Source organism: Streptomyces sp. NPDC043996, from assembly GCF_056435225.1.
In genome coordinates this window covers 25,023-47,410 of record NZ_JBWKEY010000022.1, presented here as the reverse complement: position 1 = coordinate 47,410, position 22,388 = coordinate 25,023, and the positions used below count along the sequence as shown (strand labels likewise).

The following is a 22,388-nucleotide window of genomic DNA, read 5'->3' as shown; positions in this document are numbered from 1 at the left end:
CGGCGAGTTTGAGACGGTCGACTTGGGAGCGGACGGCTTGGGGGTGGACAACTTGAGGGTGGACAACTTGGGCGGGGAGGTCATCGGCTGGCACGTGCGCAGCCTGGGAGCCCGTGGCCGGTCCGCCCTGAGCAGAGGAGTCCGCAGGGCAGGCGCCCTCAGTGGGGGCGGCTTGGGCAGGGATGCCAGGAGACGGCGCACGCCCGGCCCAAGAATCTGCGGCCGGTCCGTTCCGGGCGGAAGCGCCCTCAGACCAGACGTCCCGAGGGTGGGTAACTCGGCGTGGGCTGTCGCTAGTTGGCGCGGGCCCAGCCCAGGGGCCTGCGGTCTGCCCGCTCTCGGCGGGGGTGCCTTGGGGAGCGGTGCGGTGAGGGCCAGGCCCTTGGTCCGGGGTGTTCATGTGACGCTCACTCTCCGGGCGAAGCGGCGGGCCGCCGGGGCGAGGACGACTGTGAGAAGGGCACTGGCGAAGGCGCCGGACCGCGCGGCGAGCGCGGCCTGGAGGGGGATCAGGGCGCGGATGCCGCCGCCGACGGCGCGCTGGGTCAAGGGAGGTGAGGGGTTCAGGGCGGCGTGCAGGAAGCCGCGTCCGGCCGTGGCGAAGTAGGTGGCGGCGAGGGACGCGCGGGCGAGTTCGGCGGTGCCGAGGCCTCCCGGCGGCCACGGTGGGCGGGTGGTGCTCGCTGGGCGGAGGTGAGTCGCCGCGTCTTGGCCTGCCGGGAGCGGCTGGGACCCGTTCGCAGCCGGGGACGGGCGGGCCAGCGCGTGGGCGAGGGCGAGGGTCGTGGCGAGAGCGCTCAGTGGTGCGGCGGTGGAACCGCCTTGGGTCTCATGACGGGAAACGGAGGTGATGGCATGGGTGTGCACGGCGAGGGCAGCGGCGGCGGGCAGGGCCGAGGCGATGCGTGCCGTTCCCGAGCGGGGATCTCTCTGCCGGTGGGCGCGGGGGCCGCCTCCCCGGCGCGCGCGGTCAATCGCCCCGCTCGGAGCGACGGCCGGACGCCTCCAGCCGCTGGCACCCGCGCTGTCGCGGGCACCCACGCCCACAACCGCGCCCGCGCCCACACCGGCACCGGCACCGGCACCGGCACCGGCACCGGCGACTCTGGCCATTCCGTCGCCGCCGCTTCCCGCCACGTCACCTCCCGCCACGCCACTCTTTGCGCTCCGCGCGCCGTGGCTCCACATGCCGCGCCTTCGCATGCCGTGGCTTCGCATGCCACGGCTCCGCGTGCCGTGGCCTCGGCGGGGAGCGGTAGCCGTTGCCGTCGCGCCGAGGAGGAGGTCGAGGCCTCGGGCCGTGGCCATGGCTGCGGGGCCCGCCTTGGTGTGCTTCAGGGCGAGGTCGTAGGCCCAGACGGTGCTCGCGAGGGCGGTGGCCACGGTGAGGGCGGGGCGGCCCGCGCGGGCGGCAAGGGCGAGGCCCGTGGCCGTCAGGGCGACGGCTGCCGTGAGGGCGGCGGCGGGGGCGACGCGGCCGGACGGGATCGGGCGGTGGGGGCGGTCCACGGCGTCCTCGTCCCGGTCGGCCCAGTCGTTGAGGGCCATGCCCGCTTCGTACAGGCAGAGCGAGGAGGTGAGGGCGAGGGCGGTGCCCCGGCCGGGGCGCAGTCCGGTCGCGGCGGCACCGGCGAGGGCGTCGCCGGGGACCGTGAACAGGGCTGGAAGGCGCAGGAGTTCGGCCCAGGCGCGCGCCTGCTCCCGGACGCCGGACGGCCGCGACCGCCCTCGGTTCTGGGACCGCCACGCAGCTCCCGGGCGCTCCTCCCGCCGTACGGCTCCCTGGCTCGGGGACAGGTGCTCACCACTCCCCTGGCCCGAGGCTCGCCGAGTCCCGCCCTCGCCGTCGGGTCTCCGCACCCGGCCCCGGCCCCGGAGCCACCGGGGGAGCCCACCACCAGAGCCGCCCGTGGACCGGCCCGTCCCACCACGCGGCCCATCACCGGGACCCTCGCCGATGTCAGCGCTCACGTCGGGCCTCATCTCGTCCGGTGAGCCGGGTCGCGAAGGCGAGGAGGGCGGTGTGCTGGTCGGAGAGTGACGAGGAGGCGCCGGGGTCGGGGTCCTTGAAGTAGAAGGCGAGTTCGGGGCGGGGGCCGGTGAGGCCCTGACGATGGGCGGCGGAGAGGAGGCGGGCCAGGTCGAGGATCAGGGGGGCGGCGAGGGCGGAGTCGCAGCCTTGCCAGGTGGTCTGGAGGGTCATGCGGGTGCCGAGGAAGCCGTCGAAGGCGATGTGGTCCCAGGCGGTCTTCCAGTCGCCGAGGGCGGGCACGTCGTCGATGTGGACCTCGCCCTGGGGGACGGCGCCGAGGGTGTCGGCGAGGACGCGTTCCTTGCCCGCGTTCTTGGCGGCGGCCGCGTGCGGGTCGGCGAGGGCGGCGCCGTCACCACCGCCGAGAAGGTTGGTGCCGGACCAGGCGCGGACGTCCAGGGCGCGCTGGGCGAACATCGGGCCGAGTACGGAGCGGAGCAGGGTCTGGCCGGTCTTGCCGTCGCGCCCGGCGTAGGGAAGGCCGCTGGAGGCGGCGAGGTCGGCGAGGGCCGGGTGGTGCAGGCCGGTCGAGGGGGTGAAGTTCACATAGGGGCAGCCCGCGCGCAGGGCAGCAGCCGCGTAGAGGGAGCTCGCGGGCAGCCGGGCGCCGGGGGCGCCCCCGGAACCGAGGCCCGTCCCAGAGGCGTGGCCCGCCTCGGAGGCATCGCCCACCCCCGAGGCAGGCACCGCACCGGAGGCAGGCACCACACCGGGGGCAGCCGCCGTACCCGAGGCAGGCTCCACGCCCGGGGCAGGCGCCCCACCCGGAGCAGGCCCCACACCCAGGGCAAGCGCCGCACTCGCGGCAGCCGCCATCCCCGGGGTGACGGTGGTCCCCGGGGCAACCGCCGCCCCCGGGACGACGGTGGTCCCCGGCGGGACGGTGCTCCCCGGAACGACGGCAGTCCCCGGCGGAACAGCGGCCCCCGGGGCGACAGCGGGCCCCGACCTGACGGCAGCCCCCGGCAGAACAGCGCTCCCCGGAACGACGGCAGTCCCCGGCGAAACGGCGACCCCCGCAGCGACAGCGGGCCCCGACCTGACGGCAGCCCCCGGGACGGCGGCGGGACCCGGCGGAACACCACTCCCCGGACCGACGGCAGTCCCCGGCGAAACGGCGGCCCCCGGGGCCACAGCGGCCCCCGGCGTGAGGAACGGCCCCGGTTCCGTGGTGGCCACGTTCAGGACGATCGCGCGGGCTAGGCCCCGGCGGTGGATGAAGTCGAGGATTTCGGAGGTGAACGCGGTGATCAGGTCCTCGTCGGTGCGGGTGTCGCCGGGCAGGGGGCCGCCGATGCGGATCTCGGCGTCGGCGGCGGCGAGTTCGGCGCGGATGGCTGTGGGCAGTCCGTGGGGCAGTACGCCGCCGGCGGCGAGTTGCTCGGCGCGCTTGGGCAGGGGGCACTCGACGGTGTCGTGGCCGCCGAAGACGAGGGAGGACAGGGCGGGCAGCGCGGCGTGCGCGAACGGCGGGGTCTCGGTGACCATGCCGGTGGGCGGGTGGAGGCCCGCCGCCATCGCCGCGCAGCCCGCGACGGCCGTCGTCGCGACGGACCCCCGGGCCCCGATCAGCCACACCCCCGTGGGGCCCGTGGTTGCAGTACTCGACACGGCTGCCTCCTGTCGTTCGGCACGCTCGGACGGCCCTCGCGGTGCGAGGGCGGGAAGACGGTGGGCGGAGGTCCGGCGTCCTCCGCCCACCGCCGCTCAGGGGGCGCCGTCGGTGGACGGGCGCCCGGGGGCGGGCAGTTCCTTGACGCGGACGTCGCGGAGGGTGACCTGGTCGTCGGCGCCGTGGTTCTGGATGCCGACGTGGCCGTCGCGCAGGCTTCGCGCGGGGTCCGTGTTGGTGTAGTCGTTGATCAGGACGCCGTTGAGGAGGACCCGTAGGCGTTCGCCCTCGACGCGGAGCTCGTAGGTGTTCCACTCCCCCGGCGGGTTGAGTGCCTTGTCGCGGGCGGCGAGGTCGGCGGACTGGAAGCCGTACACGGCGCCGGTCGTCTTCTCCGGGACGTCGGTGGCGTCGATCTGGATCTCATAGCCGTTGTTGACGGCCGACCAGGGGTCGTCGGAGGGAGGGAAGCCCACGAAGATCCCGGAGTTGTCGTCCTTGTCGGGGCCGGTCATCTTCCAGTCGAGCTTGAGGGAGTAGGAGGCGAAGGAGCGGTCGGCGTACCAGAGCATGCCCATGCCGCCGACGGTGGTGAGGGTGCCGTCGGCGTTCAGGGCGAAGGAGCCGGGACCGGCCTGTTTCCACTTGGCCAGGGAGGCGGCCGTGCCGTCGAAGAGGGGGACGTAGCCCTGCTCGGGGCGGCAGTCGGCCCGGGCGGTGCCGAGGGCGTAGCGGATGCCGCCGAGGAGGTGCGAGCGGAAGGCGGGTTCGGCGAAGGAGGCCTTGGTGTGGCCGCCGCCGGTGTAGAAGGAGCGGCCCGCGCCGCCGTCGACGGAGCCCTGGCACCAGGCGATGGGATGGTCGCCGCCCATGGTGCCGCCGCTGTAGGACGACTCGTCGAGGGAGGCGAGGACGCGGGCGCGTTCGCGGGGGTTGGAGCGGTAGTTGTACCACTCGTCGGTGCGGTCCCAGCCCGCGCCGAGGTGGGCCATCGCCGGGTGGGCGTGGTCCTCGACCTTGATCTTCGCGGGCTGGATCGCCGGGTGGGACTGGAAGTGGGCGCCCGCGAGGCGGCCGTAGAAGGGCCAGTCGTACTCGGTGTCGGCGGCCGCGTGGACGCCGACGTAGCCGCCGCCCGCGCGGACGTAGCGCTCGAAGGCGCCCTGCTGCGTGGGGTTCAGGACGTCGCCGGTGGTGGAGAGCCAGACGACGGCGTCGTAGCGGGACAGGTTCTTCGGGGTGAAGGCCCCGGCGTTCTCCGTCGCGTCGACGGCGAAGCCGTGGGCGGCGCCGAGTTCCCTGACGGCGGCGATGCCGTCGGGGATGGAGTCGTGGCGGAAGCCGGCGGTCTTGGAGAAGACCAGGACGCGCTCGCCGTCCTCGCCGTGCCCGGGACGCTCCGGACCCGAAAGCCTCGCCCCCGGCCCCTCCGGACCCGAACGCTCCGCCCCGGCCGTCGAGGACGCCGGTCCCGACACGCAGCCGATCAGCAGGGTGGCGGCCGCCGTGGCGAGGGTGAGCCGTGCTCGTGCGCGCATTGCGGTACCCCCTCTCAGCTCGTGGTGAAGGTGAAGTCGTCGACGTCGTACAGGGCGCCGCCGCCTTCGCCCTTGAAGACCAGATAGAGCGTCGTCGTCCCGGCGGGCGCGCCCGCGATGGCCGTGCTGACGTCCGTGAACGTCTCCCAGCCGCCGGTCGGGTCGACCTTGGCGCTGCCGAGCAGGGCCCCGTCGGCCGTGCCCGCGCGGACCTCCAGGGTGCCGCCGGAACCGGCGGAGGAGACGCGGGCGGTCAGCTTGGTGGCGTCGGAGAGGACGTACGGCTTGAAGGAGACCCAGTCGCCGTGGTGGATGTCGCCGACCGTCTTGCCGCCGTGCGCCGGGGGGTGGTTGATGATGTTCACGCCCTTGGAGTCGCCGTAGTGCTCGGCCTGGCGGTGCCGGGTCTGGGTGACGCTCTGGTCGTGGGTGGCCAGCGGCGGCTGGCCGTTCGCGCCCTTGTCGGTGTACTCGGCGTCGAAGACGCCGAAGATGTTCGCGTTGGGGTCGTGCTCGCTGTCGGCGGACGTCTGGAGGGTGCCCTCGCAGCCGTTGGCGGAGGTCACCGGGTGGCCGTGGCTGTCGTGGCCGAGGATGTGGGTGACCTTGACCTTGGAGCAGTCGACGGTGCCGTCAGGGCTGTCTTCGGGATCGGTGACGGTCACCTTGAACGGCACCTTGTCGCCGAAGGTGAACAGCTGCCCGTCGGCGGGGAGTTCGAGCTTCACGGTGGGCGCGGTGTTGCCGACGGTCACATGCGCGCTGGCGGTGCCGGTGCGGCCCGAGGGGTCCTTGGCGGTGACGGTCGCGGTGTACGTGCCGTTCTTGTCGTACGTGTGGCTGGGGTTCTGCTCGGTGGAGGCGGTGCCGTCGCCGAACTCCCAGCGGTACGTCAGGGCGTCGCCGTCGGCGTCCGTGCCCTTGGCGGTGAACTGGGTCTTCAGCGGGGCCTGGCCGCTGGTCACCGACGCCGCGGCCTCGACGACGGGCGAGGCGCCGCCGGTGGAGTTCTCGATGCGGTACAGGGCGGAGTTCACGTCGCCGTTGAAGTAGCCGGTGCCGTAGTCGAGGACGTACAGGGCGCCGTCCGGGCCGAACTCCATGTCCATCACCTGGGTGCCCTTCCACGGGAAGGCGTTGATGGACTTCACGGTGCCGTCCGCGCCCTGGTCGACGCGTTTGATCCAGCGCCGTCCGAACTCACCGGCGAAGTAGTTCCCGTCGTACGCCTGGGGGAACTTCACGGGCGAGTCCAGGTTCGCGTCGTAGCGGTAGACGGGGCCGCCCATGGGCGACTCGGAGCCGGTGCCGAACTCCGGGACGGAGCCGCCGTCGTACGGGATCCACGCGGGCTGCGCGGGCGGCAGCGCGGTCAGGCCGGTGTGGTGCGGGGACTCGTTCCGCGGGGCGGCGCAGTCGAAGGCGGAACCGGAGGCGCCGGTCGCGAAGTCGTAGTCGACGTACGCCTCGTTCTTGCCCACGCAGTACGGCCAGCCGAAGTTGCCGGGCTTGGTCACGCGAGTGAACTCGACCTGCCCGGACGGGCCGCGCTTGGGGTTGGCGGCGCCCGCGTCGGGGCCGTAGTCGCCGACGTACACGATGCCGGTGGGCTTGTCGACGCTCATCCGGAAGGGGTTGCGGAAGCCCATGGCGTAGATCTCGGCGCGGGTCTTCTTGGTGCCCCTGGCGAAGAGGTTGCCCTGCGGTATGGAGTACGAGCCGTCGCTCCTGACCTTGATGCGGAGGATCTTGCCGCGCAGGTCGTTGGTGTTGGCGGCGGTGCGCTGGGCGTCGTACGCCGGGTTGCGGGTGGGGCGCTCGTCGATGGGGGTGAACCCGTCGGAGGCGAAGGGGTTGGAGTCGTCGCCGGTCGACAGATAGAGGTTGCCCTGCTTGTCGAAGTCGATGTCGCCGCCGACGTGACAGCAGATGCCGCGGCTCGCGGGGACGTCGAGGACCTTCTTCTCGCTGGCGGCGTCGAGCGTGCCGTCGGCCTTGAGGACGAAGCGGGAGAGGCGGTTCACGCCGTCGAACTTCTTGAAGTCGGCGGCGGTGCCGGTGTTCGGGGCGTCGCCCGCGGGGGTGTTCAGGGGCGGGGCGTAATAGAGGTAGAACGCCCTGTTCTTACGGAAGTTCGGGTCGGCGGCCACGCCTTGGAGGCCCTCTTCGTCATGGCTGTAGACCGGGATCTTCCCGGCGACCTTCGTGACGCCCGCGGCGTTGGTGAGGCGGACGGTGCCGTCGCGGGAGGTGTGCAGGACGGAGCGGTCCGGGAGCACGGCGAGCGTCATGGGCTCGCCCATCTCCGGCTCGCCCTTGGCGAGCGTGACCTGCTGGAAGTTCTCGGCGGTCGGCCTGGGGGCCGCGGCGGCCGGCTGGGGGTCCCCTGCGGCGCGGGCCGGGTCGGTGGGGGCGGCGACGGTGAGGGTGGCGGCGGCGAGGAGGGTGCCGGTGAGCAGGGCCAGGGCCTTGCGGGTGCCCTCTCGGGTTCCTGGGCGCGTTCTGTGCACGGGGTCCTCCGGTGGGGGACGGTGGTGCGCGGGGGTGTGTGGCGCCCGGGGTGCGCCGTCACCCCGGGAGGGGCTATGTCCTGTACACATCAGGGACGGTAGCCATGATTGTCCGTCGCGGATAGTCCTTGTGGGTGGGTTGTGTGGGGCTTTTTCCTTGGGCGGGACAAAGTGGGGGGCCGGGGTGTCCTCGCGGTGCGCCCCAGGCCCGCCCCTTCCCGAAACCGGGGGCTGCCGCCCCCGTTCCCCCGCTCAACTGCGTTGGCGCTTCGCGCCTCGTCCTCAAACGCCGGACGGGCTGGATACTCGCCGGACGGGCTACGTCACCGCGCGAACGCCGCGTCGAAGGACGCCGTGGGGGGCTCGAAGTCGTAGGCCTTCAGGCGGCGTAGCGCCTCTGGTGCGCCCTGGAGGCGGTCCATGCCCGCGTCCTCCCACTCGACCGAGACCGGGCCCTCGTACGCGATGGACCGGAGCATGCGGAAGACGTCCTCCCAGGGCACGTCGCCGTGGCCCGCCGAGACGAAGTCCCAGCCCCGGCGGGGGTCGCCCCACGGCAGGTGGGAGCCTAGGCGGCCGTTGCGGCCGTCGAGGCGGCGGCGGGCCTCCTTGCAGTCGACGTGGTAGATCCGGTCCCGGAAGTCCCAGAGGAAGCCCACCGGGTCCAGGTCCTGCCACACGAAGTGCGAGGGGTCGAAGTTGAGGCCGAAGGCGGAGCGGTGGTCGACGGCGGCGAGGGCCTGGTGCGTGGTCCAGTAGTCGTAGGCGATCTCGCTCGGGTGCACCTCGTGCGCGAAGCGGACGCCCTCGGTGTCGAACACGTCCAGGACGGGGTTCCAGCGCTTCGCGAAGTCCTCGTAGCCGCGCGCGATCATGTGTTCCGGGACGGGCGGGAACATCGCCACCAGGTGCCAGATCGCGGAGCCGGTGAAGCCGACGACGGTGTCCACGCCGAAGGCCGCGGCGGCGCGCGCCGTGTCGGCCATCTCGGCGGCGGCCCGGCGGCGCACGCCCTCCGCGTCGCCGTCGCCCCAGATGCGGGCGGGCAGGATCGCCTGGTGGCGCTCGTCGATGAGGGCGTCGCACACCGCCTGGCCGACCAGGTGGTTGGAGATGGCCCAGCACTTCAGGCCGTACTTGTCGAGCAGTGCGTGGCGGCCGTCGACGTACGCGGGGTCGGCGAGCGCCTTGTCGACCTCGAAGTGGTCGCCCCAGCAGGCGAGTTCCAGGCCGTCGTAGCCGAAGTCGCGGGCCAGCGCGCAGACCTCTTCGAGCGGCAGGTCCGCCCACTGGCCGGTGAAGAGCGTGAACGAGCGGGGCATGTACGGGCCTCCTCAGGGGGTACGGGAAACTCCTTGCGGCTCGGCGGCGGCGCCGCTACGGGGCCACCGGCGTGTACACGGAGTTCTTCTCCGCGCTCTCCTCCACGGCCGCGAGCACCCGCTGCACCGCGAGCCCGTCGGCGAAGGACGGCTCGGCGGGGGTGCCCGTGGCGATGGCGTGGAGCAGGTCGCGGGCCTGGTGCGCGAAGGTGTGCTCGTAGCCGAGGGCGTGGCCGGGCGGCCACCACGCCTCCAGGTAGGGGTGGTCCGGTTCGGTGACGAGGATGCGGCGGAAGCCGGACGACGCGGCGGGTTCGGTGTGGTCGTGGAAGTCGAGTTCGTTGAGGCGTTCCATGTCGAACGCCAACGACCCGGCGGAGCCGTTGAGTTCGACGCGGAGCGCGTTCTTGCGGCCCGCCGCGAAGCGGGTGGCCTCGAACGTGGCGAGGGCCCCGGAGGGGAAGCGGGCGGTGAAGACGGCCGCGTCGTCGACGGTGACCTGGCCGACGCCCGGCGCGCCGGGACCGCCTGTCGCACCGCCGCCGCCGACACCGCCGCCGACGCCACCGCCCGCCACGCCGACACCGCCCGCCGCACCAACGCCACCCGTCGCACCGAGACCGCCGGCGGCACCCGCCCCCGCGCTAACGCCAAGGCCCGCACCCGCACCCGCACCCGCACCCGCACCCGCACCCGCACCCGCACCCGCCTCCAACGGCCGCTCCCGCACGAACGTCTCCGTCAGCGCGGACACCCCCGCGACGGTCTCGCCGGTCAGGTACTGCGCCAGGTCCACGATGTGCGCGCCGAGGTCGCCGAGCGCCCCCGAGCCCGCCCGGTCCTTGCGCAGCCGCCACGTCAGCGGGAAGCCGGGGTCGACGAGCCAGTCCTGGAGGTAGGCGAGGCGCACGTGCCGCAGCACGCCGAGCCGCCCCTCGGCGACGAAGCGGCGGGCGAGCGCGAGCGCGGGCACCCGGCGGTAGTTGAAGCCGACCATCGCCACCTGCCCCCGGGCGCGGGCCCGGACGGCGGCGGCCGCCATCGCCTCCGCCTCCGCGACGGTGTTGGCGAGCGGCTTCTCGCACAGCACGTGCTTGCCCGCGTCGAGCGCGGCGACGGCGATCTCCGCATGGCTGTCGCCGGGCGTGCAGATGTCGACGAGGTCGACGTCGTCCCGCGCGATGAGCGCGCGCCAGTCGGTCTCGGCGGCGGCCCAGCCGAGCCGGTCGGCGGCGGCCCGCACGGCGGCGCCGTCACGGCCGCAGACGGCCGCGAGGGCCGGGGCGAGCGGCAGGTCGAAGACCCGTCCGACGGTGCGCCACCCCTGGGAGTGGGCGGCGCCCATGAACGCGTAACCGACCATGCCCACGCCCAGGCGCCGCGCCCTGCCCGCGCCCGGGCGCCGTTCCCCGCCCCCGCCCAGACGTCGCTGCCCGGCGTCGTGCTCCGTCTCACTCATGCGGTCACTCCTCCTGGTCAACGCGTCCCTCAGGGCTACGCGTCCTTCGCGAAACGTCCGCGCTCGGTACGTACGTACGGCAGCGGGTACGGCCGTACGCACGGCCGGTGGACCCGTCACTTGAAGCCGGTGGACATGTATTGGTCGACGTTGTCCTTGTCGACGACCGCCGAGTAGAGCGTGAGGGACGCCGGGATCTCGTACTCGGCCATGCCCCGGATGCCCTTGCCCTGGCCGAGGGCGCGCGCGAGGTCGATCGCGGACGCGGCCATCGTCGGCGGATACAGGACGGTGGCCTTGAGGACGCCCCGGTCGGCCTTGATCTCCTGGAAGGCGGAGAGCGCGCCCGCGCCCCCGACCATCAGGAAGTCGTCGCGGCCCGCCTGCTTGATGGCGCGCAGGGCGCCGACCCCCTGGTCGTCGTCGTGGTTCCACAGCGCGTCGAAGTCCTTCTGCGCCTGGAGCAGCTGCGACATCTTCGACTGCCCGGACTCCACGGTGAACTCGGCGGCCTGCCGGGCGACCTTCTCGATGTTGGGGTAGTTCTTCAGGGCGTCGTCGAAGCCGTTCGTACGCTGCTTGGTGAGCTCCAGGTTGTCGAGCCCGGCGAGCTCCACGACCTTGGCGTTCTTCGTGTCCTTGAGCTTCTCGCCGATGTAGTGCCCGGCGCTCAGGCCCATGCCGTAGTTGTCGCCGCCGATCCAGCAGCGGTAGGCCTGCGCGGAGGCGAAGATCCGGTCGAGGTTGACGACGGGGATGCCCGCCTTCATGGCCTTCAGGCCGACCCGGGTGAGGGCCTTGCCGTCGGCGGGCAGGATGACGAGGACGTCGACCTTCCTATTGATGAGGGTCTCGACCTGGCCGATCTGGGCGGCGGTGTCGTTGGAGCCCTCGGTGGCCTCCAGGGTGACGTCCTGGTACTTCTTCGCCCGCTGCCTGGCGTTGTCGTTGATGGCGTTCAGCCAGCCGTGGTCGGCCTGGGGGCCCGCGAAGCCGATGGTGACCTCCTTGCCTGGCTTGTCGTCGGCGGGCTGGTTGTTCGCCCGGGAGTCGTTGTCGTCATCGTCTGACTCGTTGCTGGTGCAGCCCGTCAGGACGGCACCCGCGGACACGGCGGCCGCCCCGAAGAGCAGTCCTCTGCGGCTCGTGCTGTGTGACATGGCGGTGACCCCTTCAGGTGGTGGCCGTTCGGCGCTGCACCAGGACGGCGGCGACGATGATCGCCCCCTTGGCGATCTGCTGGACGGCGGTCTCCAGGTTGTTGAGCGCGAAGATGTTGGTGATCGTGGTGAAGATCAGGACGCCGAGCACGGAGCCGGTGATGGTGCCGCGCCCGCCGCTGAGCAGGGTGCCGCCGATGATCGCGGCGGCGATGGCGTCGAGTTCGTACAGGTTGCCGTTGGTGTTCTGGCCTGAGCCGGACAGGATGATCAGCAGGAAGGCCGCGATGCCGCAGCACAGGCCGGACAGCAGATACAGGTAGAGCCGCTGCCTGCGCACATCGATGCCCGCGAGGCGCGCGGCCTCGGCGTTGCCGCCGACGGCGACCGAGCGGCGCCCGAAGGTGGTGCGGTTGAGCAGGAGCCAGCCGACGGCCGTCACGGCCGCGAAGACGATCACCAGGGGCGGTACGCCGAGTACGTACGCGTCCCGCTCCCCCAGCTTCAGCACGCCGTCGACGGTGACCATCTGGGTCTTGCCGTCGGTGATCTCCAGGGCGAGGCCGCGGCCCGAGGCCAGCATGGCGAGCGTCGCGATGAAGGGGACCATGCCGCCGTACGCGATCAGCAGCCCGTTCACGAGGCCGCAGCCGAGGCCCACGACGACGGCCGTGAACAGGATGCCCGCGAAGCCGTACTCCTGGGTGGCGACCGTGGTCGCCCACACGGAGGCGAGCGCGACGATGGCGCCGACGGACAGGTCGATGCCGCCGGAGATGATGACGAAGGTCATGCCGACGGTGACGACGCCGATGACGGACGCCTGGGTGAGGATCAGCTGGACGTTGTCGGTGTCGAGGAACGAGTCGGGCTGGGTGACGCCGCCGATCGCGACGAGGGCGGCGAGGACGCCGAGCAGGGACGCGGTCCGCAGGTCGGCGCGGGCGGCCAGGGCCCGCAGGGGTCCCGGCGTGGCGTCCGCCGGCGGGCTCTTCTCGGTGACGGTCCTGCCGGGCGATGCGGGCTGCGTCATGACGCCGGGCTTCCTTCCGTGGGGAGGGTGTCCTCCGGTGCGGCGGCCGCCGCGGCGGGCGCGCCCGAGGCGAGGACGAGGTCGAGCACGCGGTGCTCGTCGAGCTCGCGCGCGGGCGCCGTGTGCACGACGTGGCCCTCGCGGAGCACCAGGACGCGGTCGGCGAGGCCGAGGACCTCGGGCACCTCGCTGGAGACGAGCAGCACGGCGAGGCCCTCGTCGGCGAGGCGGCGCACCACGGCGTACAGCTCGGCGCGGGCGCCGACGTCGACGCCGCGCGTGGGCTCGTCGAGCAGCAGCACCCGGCAGCCGCGCAGCAGCCAGCGCGCGAGCACGGCCTTCTGCTGGTTGCCACCGGACAGCGTCCGTACGGGAACTGACGGGTCGCCAGGCCGCAGGGAGAGCTCCTGGGTGGCGGCCCGCGCGGCCTCGCGCTCCTTCGCGCGGTCCAGCCAGCCGCCGCGCGAGAAGCGGGACAGCGTCGAGACCGAGACGTTGCGCGTGACGGACTCCAGCATCAGCAGGGCCTGGGCCTTGCGCTCCTCGGGGGCGAGGCCGAGTCCGGCGCGCACGGCGGCGCGGACGCTGCCGGGGCGCAGCCGGACGCCGCCCACGCTGACGTGTCCCGCGGTCGGCTTGCGCGCGCCGTAGATGGTCTCCAGGATCTCGGAGCGCCCGGAGCCGACGAGGCCCGCGAGCCCGACGATCTCACCGGGGCGCAAGTCCAGGTCGAAGGGCGCGAACTCGCCGTCGCGGGCGAGCCCGCGGACGACGAGCACGGGGTCCACGGGGGCCGCGTCCAACTCGCCCTGACTGTCTGGCTGTTGGTCCTGCCGCCCCGGGCCGCGCGGGGGGAAGACGTACTCGACGTCGCGCCCCGTCATCAGGGCGATGACCTCGCGGGTCGGGGTGTCCTTCGCGGGCAGGCCGACGGCGACGGCACGGCCGTCCTTGAGGACGGTGACGCGGTCGCCGATGCGGCGGATCTCCTCCAGGCGGTGGGAGATGTAGACGACGGCGACTCCGGCGGCCGTGAGGTCGCCGACGATGCGGAAGAGGTTGTCGACCTCGTCCGGGTCGAGGGCGGCGGACGGCTCGTCCATGACGATGAGGCGTACGTCGTGGGAGAGCGCCCGGGCCATCGACACGATCTGCCGCTGCGCGGCGGAGAGGTCGCCGACGAGCCGCCCCGGATCGATCTCCGGATGCCCGAGCCGCTGGAGCAGCGCGCTGGTCGACTCGCGCGCGGCGCGCCCCCTGACGACGAACCCGGCCGTGGTCGGCTCGTGCCCGAGGTGGACGTTCTCGGCGACGGAGAGGCCCTCCACCAGGTCGAGTTCCTGGTAGATGGTGGCGATGCCGCGCCGCATCGCGGAGATCGGCGAGCGCAGCGTGATCCGCTCGCCGCGCCAGGCGACGGTGCCGCCGTCGGGCTGGTGGGCGCCCGCGAGGACCTTGATGAGCGTGGATTTGCCCGCGCCGTTCTGGCCGAGCAGGCAGTGCACTTCACCGGCCCGTACGTGCAGGTCGACGCCGTCGAGCGCGCGGACGCCGGGGAAGGACTTGGTGATGCCGTCCATGCTGAGCAGGGGTTCTTCTGGTGCCATGGTGGTTCCCCTCGGCGGGCGTGCGGGCCGGTGTCAGGGCAGGGCAAGCAGGGTGAACGGGACAGGGCGGAGCGGCGCGCCGTACTGGTGGTCCGTGGCGGAGGCGACGAGGTGCGGGTGCGGTTACGCGGGCGAGAACAGGTGGTCGCTGATGAGCCGGGCGCCGCCGGTGACCCCGGCGGTCGGGCCCAGTTCGCCGAGGACGATGGGGAGGTTGCCGGTCGCGAGGGGCAGGGACTGGCGGTAGACCTGGGTGCGGATCGCGGCGAGCAGGGTGTGGCCGAGGCCCGTGACGCCGCCGCCGATCACCACGAGGCCCGGGTTGAAGAAGCTGACGAGACCGGCGATGACCTGGCCGGTGCGGTTGCCGCCCGCCCGGATCAGATCGAGCGCGGTGGCGTCCCCGGCGGCGGCCGCGGCGGCGACGTCGACGGCCGTGAGGGCGCCCGCGGCCTCGAAGCGGGTGGCGAGCTCGGGCGAGCGGCCCAGGTGCGCGGCCTCCTGCGCGTCGCGGGCGAGGGCCGCGCCGCTGAAGTAGGCCTCCAGGCAGCCCTTGTTGCCGCAGGCGCAGGGGCGGCCTTCGGGCTCCACCTGGATGTGGCCGATGTCGCCCGCGCTGCCGGTGGTCCCCCGGTACACCTCGCCGCCGACGACGATGCCGCAGCCGATGCCGGTGCCGATCTTGACGCAGAGGAAGTCGCCCACGGAGCGGGCCACGCCCGCGTGCTGCTCCCCCATCGCCATCAGGTTCACGTCGTTGTCGACCATGACGGGGCAGCCGAGTTCCTGACTGAGGGCCTCCCGTACGGGAAAGCCGTCCCACCCGGGCATGATCGGCGGGGCGACGGGGACGCCCTCGGGGAAGCGGACCGGGCCGGGGACGCCGATGCCCGCCCCGTCGAACCCCTCCGCGAGCCCCGAGCTCCGCAGCTTGGCGGCCATGGCGAGGACTTGCTCGAAGACCGCGACCGGCCCCTCGCGGACGTCCATGGGCTGGTTGATGTGCCCCAGGACCTCCAGCTCGGCGTTGGTGACGGCGACGTCGACCGAGGTGGCGCCGATGTCCACGCCGAGGAAGCGGAGGTTCGGGGCGAGGCGGATGTTGTGGGAGCGGCGGCCGCCGCGGGACGCGGCGAGGCCGTCGGCGACCACGAGTCCGGTGTCCAGGAGGCGGTCCACCTCCACGGCCAGCTTGGACCGTGACAGGTCGACCTGGTCGCCCAGCTGGGCGCGGGAGTTGGGGCCGCCGTCACGCAGCAGGCGCAGGAGCCGCGCCTGGTGCGCGTTGGCGGGTCGAGCCGTCATGCGTCTCACGCGCCCCTCCCGCCTCGTCGGCCTTGCCCTTCGAAGTCGCTCGAAGTCCTGTGTACGTGTTGGGCTTTCGAGGGGAACGTAGCAGTGGGTGCCGGGAGTGGGAAGAACTTGCGCGTGGTTTGCCTATAACTTTCGCCACCCACAGGACAAAGAAGGAGCGGCCGGAAGGTGATTAAGCCCGTCCGGCGTTTGAGGACGAGGCGCGGAGCGCCGATGGGAGGCGGGTGGGTGGGAGAAGAGGGCGCCCGCCCCGGCCGGGGGCCAGGGAGGCGGGAGGCCAGGGAGGCGGGAGGTCAGGGAGGCGGGAGGTCAGGGGGCCGCACGGTTGTGGTAGGTGCGGCGCGTGTGCTCCGTGTGGGCCCGCATCACCGCCGTGGCCCCCGCCTCGTCCCCCGACGAGATGGCGGCGATCAGCTCCCGGTGCTCCTGCCAGGACTGGCGCCCGCGCTGCCGGGCCACCGGCGTGTAGTACCAGCGCACCCGCCGGTCCACCCGCCCCGCGAGCTCCGCGAGGACCACGTTGCCCGCGAGTTCCATGACCTTGGCGTGGAAGGCGGCGTTCGCGGCGACGACGCGGTCCACGTCCTCGGCGTCGACCGCCGACTCCCCTTGCGCGCACAGCTCTTCGAGCGCGCCGACTCCGGCGGCGTCGGCGCGCGCCGCGGCGAGGCGGGCCGCCTCCGCCTCCAGGAGGGTGCGGACGGTGAGCAGTTGGTCCGCCTCCTCCTCCGTCGGCTCGTGCACGAAGGCGCCCTGCGCGGGCCGCAGGTCCACCCAGCCCTCGGTGTTGAGCCGCTGCAGCGCCTCGCGCACGGGCTGCCGGGATACCCCGAGGTGCCCGGCGAGCTCGCTCTCGACGAGGTGCTGGCCCGGCTGGAGGGCGCGCGTGGTGATGAGTTCGAGCAGCGCCTCGTACACCCGCTCGCGCAGCGGTCCTGGCCGCTCCAGCCTGGGCACGGTCCCTTGCGGCAGTCCTGCGGACAACATGCGGGTCCCCCTCCTGCGCCATCTGAGCATTGGCTTTTGTCTACAGTTTACCGAGCACCAGGGCCAGCACCAGAGGCAGTTGGGGCCGTCACGGACAGCGCACGACCTGCCCCGCGTACGACAGGTTCCCGCCGAAGCCGAACAGGAGCACCGGGTCGCCGGTGCTGATCTCGCCGCGTTCCACCAGCTTGGAAAGGGCGAGCGGCACGGAGGCGGCCGAGGTGTTGCCGGACTCGACCACGTCGCGGGCGACGACGGCGTTCACGGCGCCGATGCGCTCGGCGAGGGGTTCGACGATGCGCAGGTTGGCCTGGTGCAGGACGACCGCCTTGAGGTCGGCGGGCGTGAGCCCGGCCCGCTCGCAGGCGGCGCGGGCCAGCGGCGGCAGCCGCGTGGTGGCCCAGCGGTAGACGCTCTGCCCCTCCTGCGCGAACCGCGCGGGCTGCCCCTCGATGCGCACCGCGTGCCCCATCTCCGGCACCGACCCCCACAGCACAGGAGAGATCCCGGGCTCCTCGCCGGGCCCGCACGCCTCCACGACGGCCGCGCCCGCCCCGTCGCCGACCAGGACGCACGTGGTGCGGTCCGTCCAGTCGGTCACCGCGGACATCTTGTCGGCGCCGATGACGACCGCCCGGCGCGCGGCCCCGGCCCGCACGGCGTGGTCGGCGGTGGCGAGGGCGTGCGTGAAGCCCGCGCAGACGACGTTGACGTCCAGGGCCGCGGGCGAGGGCAGGCCGAGGCGGGCGGCGACCCGGGCGGCCATGTTCGGGGAGCGGTCGACGGCCGTGGAGGTGGCGACGACGACCAGGTCCACGGTCTCGGGCGAGTGGCCCGCCGCCGCGAGCGCCTTGGCGGCGGCGTGCGCGGCGAGCTCGTCGACGGGTTCCTCGGGGCCCGCGATGTGACGGGTGCGGATGCCGACCCGGGAGGTGATCCACTCGTCGCTGGTGTCGACCATGCCGGCCAGGTCGTCGTTGGTCATTACCCTGGCGGGCTGGTAGTGGCCGACGGCGGCGATGCGTGAGCCGGGCATATGGGCGGTCCCCTCGTGGTGCCGGATGTACGGGACCGTCCAGTCTGCTTAGCGACTCACGGGTACGAGGTGAGGTAATGCGACAGGATTGGGACCGCTCGTTTGGATGCTTCTCATCATCGCGTCACCCGGTGAAGAGCTGTGTGGCCTTGTGTACGAGTTCGTAGACGCCGTATGCCAGCGGCACGGTCACCCACAGCCAGGCGCCGAGGATCAGCGCGCGGCGGCGCGGGGCCGGTGCGGCGGCGGGGTCAGGTGGCGGCGGGCTCTGCGGCGCCGTCATCGGCGGCCTCCTTCGGGGCGGGGACGTGGTGGCGGGGGTGGACGGGACGTACCAGCTCGTTGGCGACGAAGCCGACCGCGAGCAGACCGATCATGATCGACAGTGAGACGCCGTAGAGATCGGCGCCCTCCTTGCCGGCCTCCTCCTGGCGGTCGGCCACCCAGTTGACGATCAGGGGCCCCAGGACACCGGCCAGCGACCAGGCGGTGAGCAGCCTGCCGTGGATGGCGCCGACCTGGTAGGTGCCGAAGAGGTCCTTCAGATACGCGGGGATCGTGGCGAAGCCGCCGCCGTAGAAGGACAGGATGACCAGGGCGCAGACCACGAACAGGGGCTTGGACTCGTCGCCGAAGCGGGCGATCAGCAGGTACATGACCGCGCCCGCGCCGAGGTACAGGCGGTAGACGTTCTTGCGGCCGAGCCGGTCGGACGCGGACGACCAGCCGATGCGGCCCGCCATGTTCGCGGCGGAGAGCAGGGCCACGAAGCCCGCGGCGGCGGAGGCGGAGACCGGCGCCGCGGAGTCCGCGAAGAAGTCGCCGATCATCGGCGCGGCCTTCTCCAGGATGCCGATCCCGGCGGTCACGTTCATGCACAGGACGACCCACAGGCACCAGAACTGGGGGGTGCGGATCGCCTGCCTCGCCGAGACCTGCGGTCCCGCCGGGGCGCTGGAGCCGCCCGGGGACCCCGCCCCGGGCCCTGGGGAAGCCCTCGGCACCCGTACGAGCAGCACCCCAAGGATCATGAACACCGCGTACGACAGGCCGTGCACCAGGAACGCCAGGGCGATGCCGCCGCTGTCCCTGCCGAACGCGTCCAGCATCTGGGCGCTCCACGGCGAGGCGATCAGCGCGCCGCCGCCGAAGCCCATGATCGCGATGCCGGTGGCCATGCCGGGCCGGTCGGGGAACCACTTGATCAGTGTGGACACCGGGGAGATGTAGCCGATGCCGAGCCCGATGCCGCCGACGCAGCCGTATCCGAAGACGATCAGCCAGTACTGCCGGGTCGCGGCGCCGAGCGCGGCGAGCAGGAAGCCCGAGGAGAAGCAGACGAGGGCGACGGACATGGCCCAGCGCGGGCCGTTGCGCTCCACGAACGTGCCGCCGAGCGCGGCGGACAGGCCGAGCATGACGATGCCGAGCTGGAACGGCAGCGCGCTCTGGGTGCCGCTGAGGTCGAGCGCGGACTCCAGGGGCGGTTTGAAGACGCTCCAGGCGTAGGCCTGGCCGATGGAGAGGTGCACCGACAGGGCGGCAGGCGGCACGAGCCAGCGGCTCCAGCCGGGGGGTGCGACGGGGGGCCTCATGATCCCGAACGGTAGGAACCCGGAGGGCCGTTGGGAAGGGGGCGGGCGGCGATTCGTCGACGGTATGCGATGTGCCGAACCACCACGTACCGAAGTGCCGCACGAGCCCTCCGAAGTGCCGCACGAACCCTTGTCGGCCCAACTTCCATACTGTAGACAGTATTCCATCCACGCTGCGTGGCCGTCCGGCCAGCACGGCGGTCCCGTCGGAACCCTCGACCGAACGGAGCGCCCCTCGTGAAAGTCGCAGTCCTGGGCGCCGGTGCGATCGGCGCCTATGTCGGAGCCGCGCTGCACCGCGCGGGCGCCGACGTCCATCTCATCGCCCGCGGCCCCCACTTGGCGGCCCTGCGGCGGCACGGCGTGCGGGTCCGCAGCCCGCGCGGGGACTTCACCGCCCGCGCCCGCGCCACCGACGACCCGCGCGAGGCCGGCCCCGCCGACGTCGTCTTCCTCGGCCTGAAGGCCACCTCGTACGCGGCGTGCGGGCCGCTCCTCGCGCCGCTCCTCAAGGCCGACACGGCGGTGGTCGCGGCCCAGAACGGCATCCCCTGGTGGTACTTCCACCGGCACGGCGGCCCGCACGACGGCCACCGGCTCGACAGCGTCGACCCGGGCGGCGCGGTCAGCGCCGTGCTCGCCCCCGAGCGCGCCATCGGCTGTGTGGTGTACGCGGCGACGGAGCTGGCCGAGCCCGGCGTCGTCCGCCACCTGGAGGGGACCCGCTTCGCCATCGGCGAGCCGGACCGCGGCCGCTCCGCGCGCTGTCTCGACTTCAGCGCGGCGATGCGCGCGGGCGGCCTCAAGTGCCCGGTGGAACACGACGTGCGCCGCGACGTCTGGATCAAGCTGCTCGGCAACATCTCCTTCAACCCGATCAGCGCGCTCGCCCGGGCCACGATGCGCGAGATGTGCCGCCACGGCGGCACCCGGCGCGTCATCGAGATCATGATGGCCGAGACCCTCGCGGTCGCCGCGGCCCTCGGCTGCGAGCCGGACATCTCCATCGAGCGGCGGCTCGCGGGCGCCGAGCGCGTCGGCGACCACCGCACCTCCACCCTGCAGGACCTGGAGCGCGGCAGGCCGCTCGAACTCGATGTGCTGCTGGCCGCCGTCGTCGAGCTCGCGGAGATCACTGGTGTGCGCGTGCCCACGCTGCGGACCGTGCACGCCCTGTCGGACCTGCTCGCCCACGGCACGAGGAGCGCCGCCGCATGACGGAGCGAGACCGCACCCCGACGCCGCGCCGCCGCACTCCGCCGCGGCGCGGCCGCGCCCCGAAGTCGTACACCCGCCTCACCCGCCCCCTCGTCCGGGACACGAGGAGCGGCCCGCTGCGCGAGGCGAGCTGGGAGGAGGCCCTGGAGCGGGCCGCCGACGGCTTTAGGCGCGCCCGCGCGGCGCACGGCCCGGACGCCTTCGCGATGCTCTCCTGCGCCCGCGCCACCAACGAGATGAACTACGTGGCGCAGAAGTTCACCCGCGTGGTGATGGGCACGAACAACGTCGACTCCTGCAACCGCACCTGCCACGCGCCGAGCGTCGCCGGGCTTACCGCGGTGTTCGGCTCGGGCGGCGGCACCTCCTCGTACGAGGAGGTCGAGCACACCGACCTGATCGTGCTGTGGGGCTCCAACGCCCGCTTCGCGCACCCGATCTTCTTCCAGCACGTCCTCAAGGGCGTCCGGGGCGGCGCGCGGCTGTACGCGGTGGACCCGCGCCGCACCGCGACCGCCGAGTGGGCCGAGGGCTGGCTCGGCCTGAACGTGGGCACCGATATCCCGCTCGCCCACGCCGTCGGCCGCGAGATCATCCGCGCGGGGCTGCACAACGAGGCGTTCGTCGAGCGCGCCACCTCCGGCTTCGAGGACTACGCGGCGCTGGTCGCGCCGTGGACGCCGACGCTCGCCGAGCGGGTCACCGGCGTGCCCGCCGCCGCCATCCGCGACCTGGCGCACGCCTACGCCACCGCCGAGCGCGCCCAGCTGTGCTGGACGCTCGGCATCACCGAGCACCACAACGGCACCGACAACGTCCGCGCCCTGATCAACCTGGCGCTGCTCACCGGGCACGTGGGCCGCTACGGCGCCGGGGTGCAGCCGCTGCGCGGGCAGAACAACGTCCAGGGCGGCGGCGACATGGGCGCCATCCCCAACCGCCTGCCCGGCTTCCAGGACCTCCTCGACGACACCGGCCGCGCCGCGTTCGAACGCGCCTGGGGCGCCACGATCCCGCCGCGGTACGGGATGACGCTCACCGAGATGTTCGAGGCGATGGAGTCGGGCGCGCTGCGGGCCGTGTACTGCGTCGGTGAGAACCCCGCGCAGTCGGAGGCCGACAGCGAGCAGGCCGTGCGCCGCCTGGGCGCGCTCGACCACCTCGTCGTCCAGGACATCTTCCTGACCCGGACCGCCGAGCTCGCGGACGTGGTGCTGCCCGCGACCGCCTCCTGGGCCGAGACCGAGGGCACCACCACCAACAGCGAGCGCCGGGTGCAGCGCGTGCGCGCGGCGCTGCGGCCGCCGGGCGAGGCCCGCGAGGACATCGACATCATCTGCGCCGTCGCCGCCCGCCTCGGCCACCCCTGGCAGTACGCCGACGCGCGGGCCGTCTGGGACGAGCTGCGGACGCTGTCCCCCGCCCACTTCGGGATGACGTACGAGCGGCTCGAGGCCCACCACGGCCTCCAGTGGCCCTGCCCCGACCTGACCGCGCTCCCCGCGAGCTTCCTGCACGGGCGGCTGTGGGAGACCGACCCCGGGCTCCGGGGCCCGCGGGCGCCCTTCGGCCTCGTCGCGCACGACCCGCCGGTGGACGTCACCGACGAGCGCTACCCGCTGCGCCTGACGACGGGCCGCCGCCTCGACTCGTACAACACCGGCGTCCAGAGCGGCGGTTTCGCCTCTCCGCTGCGGCGCGGCGAGTACGTGGAGCTGTGCCCGGAAGACGCGCGGCGGTACGGCGTCGCCGTGGGCGAGCGGGTGCGGGTGGCCTCGCGGCGGGGTGCCGTCGTCGCCCCGGTGTGGGTGGACCCCGGCCTTCGCCCCGGGCTCGCCTTCATGACCATGCACTTTCCGGACGAGGTCGACACCAACCAGCTGACGATCGAGGCGAACTGCCCGATCGCGGGGACGGCCGAGTTCAAGGCGTCGGCGATACGCATCGAGAAGATGGGGTGAGGTC

16 protein-coding genes and 1 pseudogene are annotated in these 22,388 nt (G+C 73.3%); 2 read left to right on the top strand and 15 right to left on the bottom strand.

The window, feature by feature from the left end; translation table 11 throughout:
• Window positions 1–396 precede the first annotated feature (396 nt).
• The 15 genes and pseudogenes from AC07A4_RS39330 to AC07A4_RS39260 all read right to left on the bottom strand — a co-directional run bounded on the left by AC07A4_RS39330 (window position 397) and on the right by AC07A4_RS39260 (window position 19,205).
• Window positions 397–1,674 (bottom strand): SCO3242 family prenyltransferase, encoded by a 1,278-nt coding sequence (locus AC07A4_RS39330; protein WP_478608969.1) that lies wholly within the window; start codon window positions 1,672–1,674, stop codon window positions 397–399.
• 286 nt (window positions 1,675–1,960) lie between these two features.
• Window positions 1,961–3,166 (bottom strand): inositol-3-phosphate synthase, encoded by a 1,206-nt coding sequence (locus AC07A4_RS39325; RefSeq protein WP_478608966.1) that lies wholly within the window; start codon window positions 3,164–3,166, stop codon window positions 1,961–1,963.
• A gap of 21 nt (window positions 3,167–3,187) precedes the next feature.
• Window positions 3,188–3,643, bottom strand: a pseudogene (locus tag AC07A4_RS39320) (inositol-3-phosphate synthase); the annotation flags it as partial.
• Window positions 3,644–3,739: 96 nt separating this feature from the next.
• Entirely contained in the window at window positions 3,740–5,182 is a 1,443-nt protein-coding gene (locus tag AC07A4_RS39315) for a ThuA domain-containing protein (RefSeq protein ID WP_478608845.1), read from the bottom strand.
• A 14-nt stretch (window positions 5,183–5,196) separates the two neighbouring features.
• Window positions 5,197–7,692, bottom strand: coding sequence for a PQQ-dependent sugar dehydrogenase (locus tag AC07A4_RS39310; protein ID WP_478608842.1), 2,496 nt, complete (start codon window positions 7,690–7,692; stop codon window positions 5,197–5,199).
• Window positions 7,693–8,015: 323 nt separating this feature from the next.
• Window positions 8,016–9,014, bottom strand: a complete 999-nt coding sequence (locus AC07A4_RS39305) for a sugar phosphate isomerase/epimerase family protein (protein WP_478608839.1) — start codon at window positions 9,012–9,014, stop codon at window positions 8,016–8,018.
• Between the two features lie 55 nt (window positions 9,015–9,069).
• A complete protein-coding gene (locus tag AC07A4_RS39300; RefSeq protein ID WP_478608836.1) occupies window positions 9,070–10,473 on the bottom strand; it encodes a Gfo/Idh/MocA family protein in 1,404 nt (467 codons plus the stop codon).
• 116 nt (window positions 10,474–10,589) lie between these two features.
• Entirely contained in the window at window positions 10,590–11,633 is a 1,044-nt protein-coding gene (locus tag AC07A4_RS39295) for a substrate-binding domain-containing protein (protein ID WP_478608833.1), read from the bottom strand.
• Between the two features lie 13 nt (window positions 11,634–11,646).
• Window positions 11,647–12,666 carry an ABC transporter permease gene (locus AC07A4_RS39290; RefSeq protein ID WP_478608831.1) on the bottom strand — a complete coding sequence of 340 codons (1,020 nt, stop codon included), beginning with the start codon at window positions 12,664–12,666 and terminating at the stop codon, window positions 11,647–11,649.
• Window positions 12,663–14,273: a sugar ABC transporter ATP-binding protein gene (locus AC07A4_RS39285; RefSeq protein ID WP_478608828.1), complete on the bottom strand. Its 1,611-nt coding sequence runs from the start codon at window positions 14,271–14,273 to the stop codon at window positions 12,663–12,665. Before AC07A4_RS39285 ends, AC07A4_RS39290 begins: the two co-directional genes overlap by 4 nt.
• A 123-nt stretch (window positions 14,274–14,396) precedes the next feature.
• On the bottom strand, window positions 14,397–15,578 hold the full coding sequence (locus tag AC07A4_RS39280; RefSeq protein WP_478608826.1) for an ROK family transcriptional regulator: 1,182 nt from the start codon (window positions 15,576–15,578) through the stop codon (window positions 14,397–14,399).
• 318 nt (window positions 15,579–15,896) lie between these two features.
• On the bottom strand, window positions 15,897–16,574 hold the full coding sequence (locus AC07A4_RS39275) for a GntR family transcriptional regulator (protein ID WP_478608823.1): 678 nt from the start codon (window positions 16,572–16,574) through the stop codon (window positions 15,897–15,899).
• A gap of 88 nt (window positions 16,575–16,662) precedes the next feature.
• Complete coding sequence (locus AC07A4_RS39270; protein ID WP_478608821.1) at window positions 16,663–17,610, bottom strand: beta-ketoacyl-ACP synthase III; 948 nt, start codon at window positions 17,608–17,610, stop codon at window positions 16,663–16,665.
• 124 nt (window positions 17,611–17,734) lie between these two features.
• Window positions 17,735–17,893 carry an MFS transporter small subunit gene (locus AC07A4_RS39265; protein ID WP_478608819.1) on the bottom strand — a complete coding sequence of 53 codons (159 nt, stop codon included), beginning with the start codon at window positions 17,891–17,893 and terminating at the stop codon, window positions 17,735–17,737.
• Window positions 17,862–19,205, bottom strand: a complete 1,344-nt coding sequence (locus AC07A4_RS39260; RefSeq protein ID WP_478608817.1) for an OFA family MFS transporter — start codon at window positions 19,203–19,205, stop codon at window positions 17,862–17,864. The genes AC07A4_RS39265 and AC07A4_RS39260 overlap by 32 nt, the downstream gene beginning before the upstream one ends.
• Window positions 19,206–19,442: 237 nt before the next feature.
• Between AC07A4_RS39260 and AC07A4_RS39255 the strand changes: the two genes are divergently transcribed.
• Together AC07A4_RS39255 and AC07A4_RS39250 are read left to right on the top strand one after the other, a co-directional pair.
• A complete protein-coding gene (locus AC07A4_RS39255) occupies window positions 19,443–20,423 on the top strand; it encodes a 2-dehydropantoate 2-reductase (RefSeq protein ID WP_478608814.1) in 981 nt (326 codons plus the stop codon).
• Window positions 20,420–22,384 carry a molybdopterin oxidoreductase family protein gene (locus AC07A4_RS39250; protein WP_478608812.1) on the top strand — a complete coding sequence of 655 codons (1,965 nt, stop codon included), beginning with the start codon at window positions 20,420–20,422 and terminating at the stop codon, window positions 22,382–22,384. Before AC07A4_RS39255 ends, AC07A4_RS39250 begins: the two co-directional genes overlap by 4 nt.
• Window positions 22,385–22,388 lie beyond the last annotated feature (4 nt).